Raw genomic sequence first — 6778 nt, 5'->3', positions numbered from 1 at the left:
GTTCAGACGCGACACGATGCTGCGGCCGATTCGGATGGCGTCCTGCTCGTCGACAGCGAAATAGTCTGCGAGGCCGGACTTTCGCGCGTGCATCTCGGCGCCGCCGAGGGATTCGTCGTCGGAGTCCTCACCGGTGGCCATCTTGACCAGGGGTGGTCCGGCGAGAAAGACCTTGGAGCGTTCCTTGATCATGACGACGTGATCGGACATGCCGGGAATGTAGGCGCCGCCAGCGGTCGAATTGCCGAACACGAGTGCGATCGTCGGAATTCCCTGGGCGGACAGCTGCGTCAGGTCACGGAACATACGGCCGCCCGGGATGAATACTTCCTTCTGGGTGGGTAGGTCGGCACCACCGGATTCGACGAGCGAGATGACCGGAAGCCGGTTCTGCGTCGCGATGTCGTTGGCGCGGAATCCCTTCTTCAGAGTCCATGGGTTGCTTGCACCGCCGCGAACCGTCGGGTCGTTGGCGACGATCAGGCATTCGACGCCGCTGACCACGCCGATTCCCATGACGGTGCTGGCGCCGACCGGGAAGTCGCTGCCCCAGGCCGCAAGTGGGCAGAGTTCGAGGAATGCCGAGTCCTCGTCGACGAGCAATTCGATACGCTCACGGGCCAGGAGCTTGCCACGCTTGCGGTGCCGTTCGATGTACTTCTCGCCGCCGCCGAGGAGTGCTTTGCCGTGTTCGGCGTCGATCTCCGCAAGCTTGGTGTTCATTGCCTCGGTTGCACCGGTGAACTGCTCCGATGCGGTATCGAGGGTGGACTTCAGCACGCTCATGCCTGGTACCCCAATCGTTTTGCTGCCAGCCCGGTGAGTATTTCAGTGGTGCCGCCGCCGATGCCGAGGATGCGCATGTCTCGGTACTGGCGTTCGACTTCGCTTTCGCGCATGTAACCGAGTCCGCCGAAGAGCTGCACCGCCTGATTGGCGACCCACTCGCCGGACTCGACGGCGGTGTTCTTCGCGAAGCAGACTTCGGCGATGAAGTCTTGGTCCTCCTGCATGGACCGCTCGACGAGGGAGCGGGTATAGACGCGGGCCACGTCGATCTTGCGGGCCATCTCCGTGACGGTATTCTGCACCGATTGCCTTGCGATGAGCGGCTTTCCGAAGGTTTCTCGATCACGGACCCACTGCAGAGTCAGGTCCAAGCAGCGTTGTGCGCTCGCGTAGGCCTGCGCGGCAAGGGCGATGCGTTCGGTCAGGAAGGCCTGCGCGATCTGCGCGAAACCGCTGTTCTCGACGCCGACGAGGTTGGCGACGGGCACCCGTGCATCGACGAACGACAACTCGGCCGTGTCCGAAGCCCGCCACCCCATCTTGTCGAGCTTGCTCGTCACCTCGAAGCCGGGAGTGCCTTTCTCGATGACGAGGAGTGACACTCCCGCTGCACCGTCGCCACCCGTTCGTACCGCGGTGACGACGAAGTCCGCGCGGCATCCGGAGGTGATGTACGTCTTCGCGCCATTGACGATGTAGTGGGCGCCGTCTCGGACTGCCTTCGTGCGTAGGTGACCGACGTCGGAGCCCCCGCCCGGTTCGGTGATGGCAAGAGACCCGATCTTCTCGCCGGCCAGAGTAGGGCGGACCCATCTCTCGATCTGCTCGCGGTCCCCGGCAGCAACCAAGTGCGGCAGGGCGATTCCGCTGGTGAACAGCGACGCGAACAATCCGCCCGACGCGCCCGCCTGATGCATCTCCTCGCAGATGACGACGGCGTCGGCGAGATCTCCCCCGTCACCGCCGACCTCCTCGGGAAACCCTGCGCCGAGCAAGCCGAGGGCCGCCGCCTTCTTGTGCAGCTCGCGTGGGATTTCGCCGTCGTACTCCCACTGATCGATGTGCGGTGCGATGTCTTGTTCGACGAAGCTGCGGACGGTCTTTCGCAGCTGAAGTCGCTCGGGGGTGGTCCAGATGGTCATGCGAGTTCTCCCTGAAATACCAGTGTTTCGGGAATGTCGATGTGGCGAGAACGCAGCCACTCACCGAGCCCCTTGGCCTGTGGATCGAACCGAGCCTGCGAGGCGACGCCTTGACCGAGGATGCCTTCGATCACGAAGTTGACGGCGCGTAGGTGCGGTAGGACGTGCCGGGTGACAGTCAGTGCTTTCGCCTCCGGCAACATCACCTTCAGCTGATCGACCGTGAGTGCTGCTGCCAACCATGAGAATTCGTCGTCGGTGCGCACCCAGACGCCGACGTTGGCATTTCCACCTTTGTCGCCGCTGCGGGCTGCAGCGATGGTACCGAGAGGTACGCGAATAGTGGGTTCGTCCGGGCGCGCCTCCGGCAGTTCCGGTTCCTGAAGAGGTCCGAGTTCCTTCGTGTCCGATGCCTGCGGCACGTCGCGACGGGTTCCGTCGGGCAGCACGGCGACGTGCGGCACCTCTGCGGCATCGACGTACCCTGCAGTGAATACGCCATAGGGCGCGCCGTTGCCGGGGGGAGCCGTCAACGAGAATCCGGGGTAGCTGGCGAGTGCAAGTTCCACTGCAACCGACGAGAATTGGCGACCCACCATGTTCGGATCACTGTCCCGGGCGACGCAGCGCAGCAAAGCACTTGCAGTTTCCTCGGTGTCGGCATCGGGCTTGTCGGTGCGGACCAGAGTCCAGTCCAGTTCGGTCGGCCGGGCAGGGAGCCAAGCTTCGAACTGCTTCTGTGCAAGTTCGGCTTTCGCCTCGATGTCGAGCCCCGTGAGGATAAGGGTGAACTCGTTGCGGAAGCCGCCGAGCGCATTGAGCGAGACCTTCAGTGTCGGTGGAGGCGGCTCGCCCTGCACACCGCTGATCCGGACGCGGTCGCTGGCGACCGTAGAGAGGATCGCCGAGTCGATGCGTGCGGTGACATCGGGATTGGCGTAGCGGCCCCCGGTGATTTCGTACAGCAACTGGGCCGTCACGGTTCCGACGCTGACCGCTCCGCCGGTGCCGTCGTGCTTGGTGATGACCGAGGAGCCGTCGGCCTCTATTTCGGCGATGGGAAATCCGGGACGTCCCATATCGGGAATCTCGGTGAAGAACGAGTAGTTGCCGCCGGTGGCCTGCGTCCCACACTCGATGACGTGACCGGCCACAACAGCACCGGCCAGCGCGTCGTAATCTGTTCTCGACCAACCGAAATGATGAGCTGCAGGCCCGACGATGACCGAAGCATCGGTGACACGACCGGTCACCACGACGTCGGCGCCCGACTTCAAGCATTCCACGATGCCCCAGGAACCGAGATACGCGTTGGCCGTCAACGGTGCGCCGAGGCCGAGTTCCTGGGCACGGGAGAGAAGGTCGTCGCCTTCGACGTAGGCGATCTTCGCTCCGGATCCGAGCTCGTCGAGAGCCTTCGCCAAGCCGCTGGGGTTGAGCCCACCAGCGTTGGCGACGATCTTCACTCCCTTGTCGAGCGCGAGCCCCAGGCAGTCTTCGGCCTGGCGTAGAAAGGTTTTGGCGTATCCGCGGGAGGCGTCCTTCATACGGTCACGGCCGAGGATCAACATAGTCAGCTCGGCGAGGTAATCGCCGGTGAGGTAGTCGAGTTCACCGCCTTCGAGCATTTCGCGCATCGCGGAGATGCGGTCTCCGTAGAAGCCGGAACAGTTGCCTATCCTCACGGTCATTGTTTGGGTCGTCCACTTCCTGGAGGGCCTGCGAAGGCTTGGGCGATGGTGAGCCAGTGCTCGGCATCGGCGCCGACGGCAGTGACGTCGAGATCGTCTCGATGCGCCCGCTGGGTGACCAGCCGGCAAAAGTCCGCTGCCGAACCAGTGACACGCTGGGCGGCGTCCTCGGGACCCCAGGTCCACAGCTCACCGCCTGGGGAGGTGAGTTCGACTCGGAACGGCTCGGCCGGCGGAGTCTGCTGGTTGAGCGCGTACGCGAAGTCGCGGGTGCGCACGCCTATGTGCGCGACGCCCTTGATCCGCTCGGTCGGTTCGAGGACGACACCGAGCGCGTCGGCGACGTCCTGGCCGTGGGCCCACGTCTCCATCAACCGCGCGGTCGCCATCGATGCGGCGCTCATCGGCGGCCCGAACCATGGGATCTTGTTCCCTGCCGGCACCGCCACGAGCGCGTCGGTCATCGCGTGACGACGCGAGCGCCACGTCGCCAACAGGTGTGGGTCGCGCGATTCTTCCTCGGCAGCAGTGTCGACGAAACCCATCGGATCGGACCATGCCTGTTTCAGCGCCACGTCGAATTCCGCGGCGGCGGCCGTATCGCCTGCCGCGCCCAAGGTCGTCTGCGCGGCGACGTTGTCGGTCCAGGAGAGGTGCCCGATCTGATGGGCGACGGTCCACCCTTCGGCGGGAGTCGGAGTCGACCATTGCTGGTCGGTGAGGTCTGCAACCAGCGCGTCGAGGGCATCGCCTTCGGCGCGGAGGTCGTCGACGATGGAGTCGAGGTCGGCCATGAAGAAAGCTTCACATCGCAGACCGGAAAGAGCAAGCATGCCTGCTTGTTAATTTGGGGACTCCGCCCCCAGTGGCACGTTTGAGTGCATTCCAGTGCACTTGTTCGTGCCACTGCTGGAGGATCCAGGTCACCTCGCGTTTGCTTGACAGCGCTAACGTGCGTCGCGTGAAGTTCGCCGTAGCTGCCCCACTGGTCCTCGTCGCCCTCGTGCTGACCGCATGTTCTTCCTCGTCCGAACCTGCGCAGGACGACGAAGCGCGCACGGTCCGGGTCGCTACGTTCAATGCAAGCCTGAACCGAGCGGCCGCGGGCCAGTTGCTCACGGATCTGAGCGGCGAGAACGCTCAAGCCCGGGCGGTGGCCGACGTGATCACCGAGAATGCTCCCGACGTCCTCCTGATCAACGAGTTCGACTATTCCGCCGACGCTCTCGACGTGTTCCGCGACAACTACTTGGACGGCGCGTATCCGTATGCCTTCACCGCCCCGGTGAACACCGGCGTCGACTCGGGGCTCGATCTCGACGCAGATGGTGCAGTCGGGGGCCCGAACGACGCGTACGGCTTCGGTCAGTTCCCGGGCCAATACGGCATGGTCGTTCTGTCGAAGTACCCGATCGATACTGCAGGGGTTCGAACGTTCCAGAACTTCCTGTGGAAGGACATGCCGAATTCACTGCTGCCACGGGACTATTACGGCGCGAACTCCGATTCTCTACGGCTGTCGAGCAAGTCGCACTGGGACGTGCCGGTGGACATCGATGGAAAGACGGTGCACATCCTTGCGTCCCACCCGACGCCGCCGTCGTTCGACGGTCCAGAGGATCGCAACGGCAAGCGAAATCACGACGAAATCAGGCTGACGGCCGACTACATCGATGGTGCCGAGTATCTGTACGACGACAACGGCAGACGCGGCGGACTGGAATCCGGCGCGTCGTTCGTCGTACTCGGCGATCAGAACAGCGACCCCGTCGACGGCGATTCGGTGACCGGGTCGATTCAGCAACTTCTCGACAATTCGCGCGTCCAAGATCCGGCACCGACGTCGGAAGCCGGCGAGGGGAACGACACCGCGGACTTCTCCGACCCGACGCCCGGCGACCTGCGGGTCGACTACGCACTGCCGTCCGATGACCTGACCGTTTCCGGGTCCGAGGTCTACTGGCCCGCCGGCGCCGAACACCCGTCGGACCACCGCATGGTGTGGGTGGATCTGGAGATCTGACATTCTCGAGCAATGAACGATCTCCCCACAGCCGAGTTTTCCGTTTCCAGGACAAATGCGGGATTCGCTTGTCGCGTCGATACTTTCAGGCAACTGGGTTGCTTCGCGAATGCCGAATTGGCACCGAACCGCTCCCAGCCGCCGGGTTGCGCCAGGGCGATAGTGGTGCGTTGCGTCAACGCGGCAACACCGACCGGCACCGCGGCGTGAGGGTCGGTCATCAACCGCGTGATCCACGGCGCGTCCTCGGGGTTGTGGGATATCTGCTTGCTTCTCATCCGCCACAGGCCACGACATTCAGCACCCGCCAGGTCGGCGACACGTAGTCGAGTGTGAGCGCCGCAGACTCGCCTGCTGCCAGCGTGTGCACAACGCATGCTGGGACAAGATTCAAGTGGAGTTGCGACCGTTCGGGCACGGGGCGCTCCCAAGGCTTGGCTGCAATCGTCATTCCCAAAATCGTGCGACTCCCACCGAACCGGTGTGAACGATTCACAAGGAATATCGGTCACGTATCCGCGTGACTTTTTTTCGTACGCATTTCAGCGTGCAATTCGTCGGCGTCCCCGCCCAGTCACTGCAGGGGTACGAGCGCTGCGCATTGCGGCTAACCTCACTCAACTTGTCGGTGCCATGATGTATGGTATCATCTCCAGTCGATGATGTTATGCCGCAACAGAATTGACTTGACCAGACCTAGTCCAGTCGGTACTATCGAACATAGTTTCGAACCAGTATCCGCAGTTCATTGGTCGGGGGACACAATGCCAGGAAGTCTCGCGGGCGCATTCGCCGCCTACGCAGGACCGCAGAAAAAGCCCGTCATCGATCGATCCCTACTGTCCGAGAGCTCGGATGTGGCAGTCATCGAGAATCAAGCCTGCGCGCGCAAAGTCGCTCTTGCAGCTACTATCTGGGACTCGTGCATCCACCAGACCATTCAGATCGGCGAACATCTCACCGACGCCGGAAACTACGCGGCCTCCGAAATCGCAGCTGTGCTGGGCTGCTCGAAAACTGTGGCAGACACCTACTCCGAGATCGGAATGGACCTACGCCTGCGCTTCCCGGCCATCAGAGCAGCCTTCGAGTCCGGAGAGCTCGATCTCCAACGAGTGCGCGCGATCTACCGC

The 6778-nt window shown here is 63.2% G+C and carries 7 protein-coding genes; 2 read left to right on the top strand and 5 right to left on the bottom strand.

Annotated features, from left to right (window positions below):
* The 4 genes from A2J03_RS29605 to A2J03_RS29590 all read right to left on the bottom strand — a co-directional run.
* A partial coding sequence (locus A2J03_RS29605) for a carboxyl transferase domain-containing protein (RefSeq protein ID WP_331712418.1) occupies positions 1-786 on the bottom strand: 786 nt, incomplete at its 3' end.
* Positions 783-1931 (bottom strand): acyl-CoA dehydrogenase family protein, encoded by a 1149-nt coding sequence (locus A2J03_RS29600; protein ID WP_068381860.1) that lies wholly within the window; start codon positions 1929-1931, stop codon positions 783-785. The genes A2J03_RS29605 and A2J03_RS29600, both read right to left, overlap by 4 nt.
* Positions 1928-3622 (bottom strand): acyclic terpene utilization AtuA family protein, encoded by a 1695-nt coding sequence (locus A2J03_RS29595; protein WP_068381858.1) that lies wholly within the window; start codon positions 3620-3622, stop codon positions 1928-1930. The genes A2J03_RS29600 and A2J03_RS29595 overlap by 4 nt, the downstream gene beginning before the upstream one ends.
* Complete coding sequence (locus A2J03_RS29590) at positions 3619-4416, bottom strand: TIGR03084 family metal-binding protein (RefSeq protein WP_068381853.1); 798 nt, start codon at positions 4414-4416, stop codon at positions 3619-3621. The genes A2J03_RS29595 and A2J03_RS29590 overlap by 4 nt, the downstream gene beginning before the upstream one ends.
* A 167-nt stretch (positions 4417-4583) precedes the next feature.
* On the opposite strand from A2J03_RS29590, the gene A2J03_RS29585 reads away from it, so the two are divergent.
* Positions 4584-5645 (top strand): endonuclease/exonuclease/phosphatase family protein, encoded by a 1062-nt coding sequence (locus tag A2J03_RS29585; protein WP_068381850.1) that lies wholly within the window; start codon positions 4584-4586, stop codon positions 5643-5645.
* A gap of 274 nt (positions 5646-5919) precedes the next feature.
* Here A2J03_RS29585 and A2J03_RS30795 read toward each other — a convergent pair whose 3' ends face one another.
* Positions 5920-6096, bottom strand: a complete 177-nt coding sequence (locus A2J03_RS30795; protein ID WP_156520659.1) for a hypothetical protein — start codon at positions 6094-6096, stop codon at positions 5920-5922.
* Positions 6097-6409: 313 nt separating this feature from the next.
* On the opposite strand from A2J03_RS30795, the gene A2J03_RS29580 reads away from it, so the two are divergent.
* Positions 6410-6778 (top strand): DUF222 domain-containing protein (locus A2J03_RS29580; RefSeq protein ID WP_156520658.1); only part of this gene is annotated, 369 nt, incomplete at its 3' end.

Source organism: Rhodococcus sp. EPR-157 (assembly GCF_001647195.1).
GTDB lineage: Bacteria > Actinomycetota > Actinomycetes > Mycobacteriales > Mycobacteriaceae > Rhodococcoides.
The sequence above is the reverse complement of the archived record's forward strand: the minus strand, read 5'-3'. Positions and strand labels throughout refer to the sequence as shown.

What these genes read in the sequence shown, in the direction of transcription:
- A2J03_RS29590 (WP_068381853.1), bottom strand. Translation starts at nt 4,416, where the DNA reads ATGGCCGACCTCGACTCCATCGTCGACGACCTCCGCGCCGAAGGCGAT.
- A2J03_RS30795 (WP_156520659.1), bottom strand. Translation starts at nt 6,096, where the DNA reads ATGACGATTGCAGCCAAGCCTTGGGAGCGCCCCGTGCCCGAACGGTCG.
- A2J03_RS29600 (WP_068381860.1), bottom strand. Translation starts at nt 1,931, where the DNA reads ATGACCATCTGGACCACCCCCGAGCGACTTCAGCTGCGAAAGACCGTC.
- A2J03_RS29595 (WP_068381858.1), bottom strand. Translation starts at nt 3,622, where the DNA reads ATGACCGTGAGGATAGGCAACTGTTCCGGCTTCTACGGAGACCGCATC.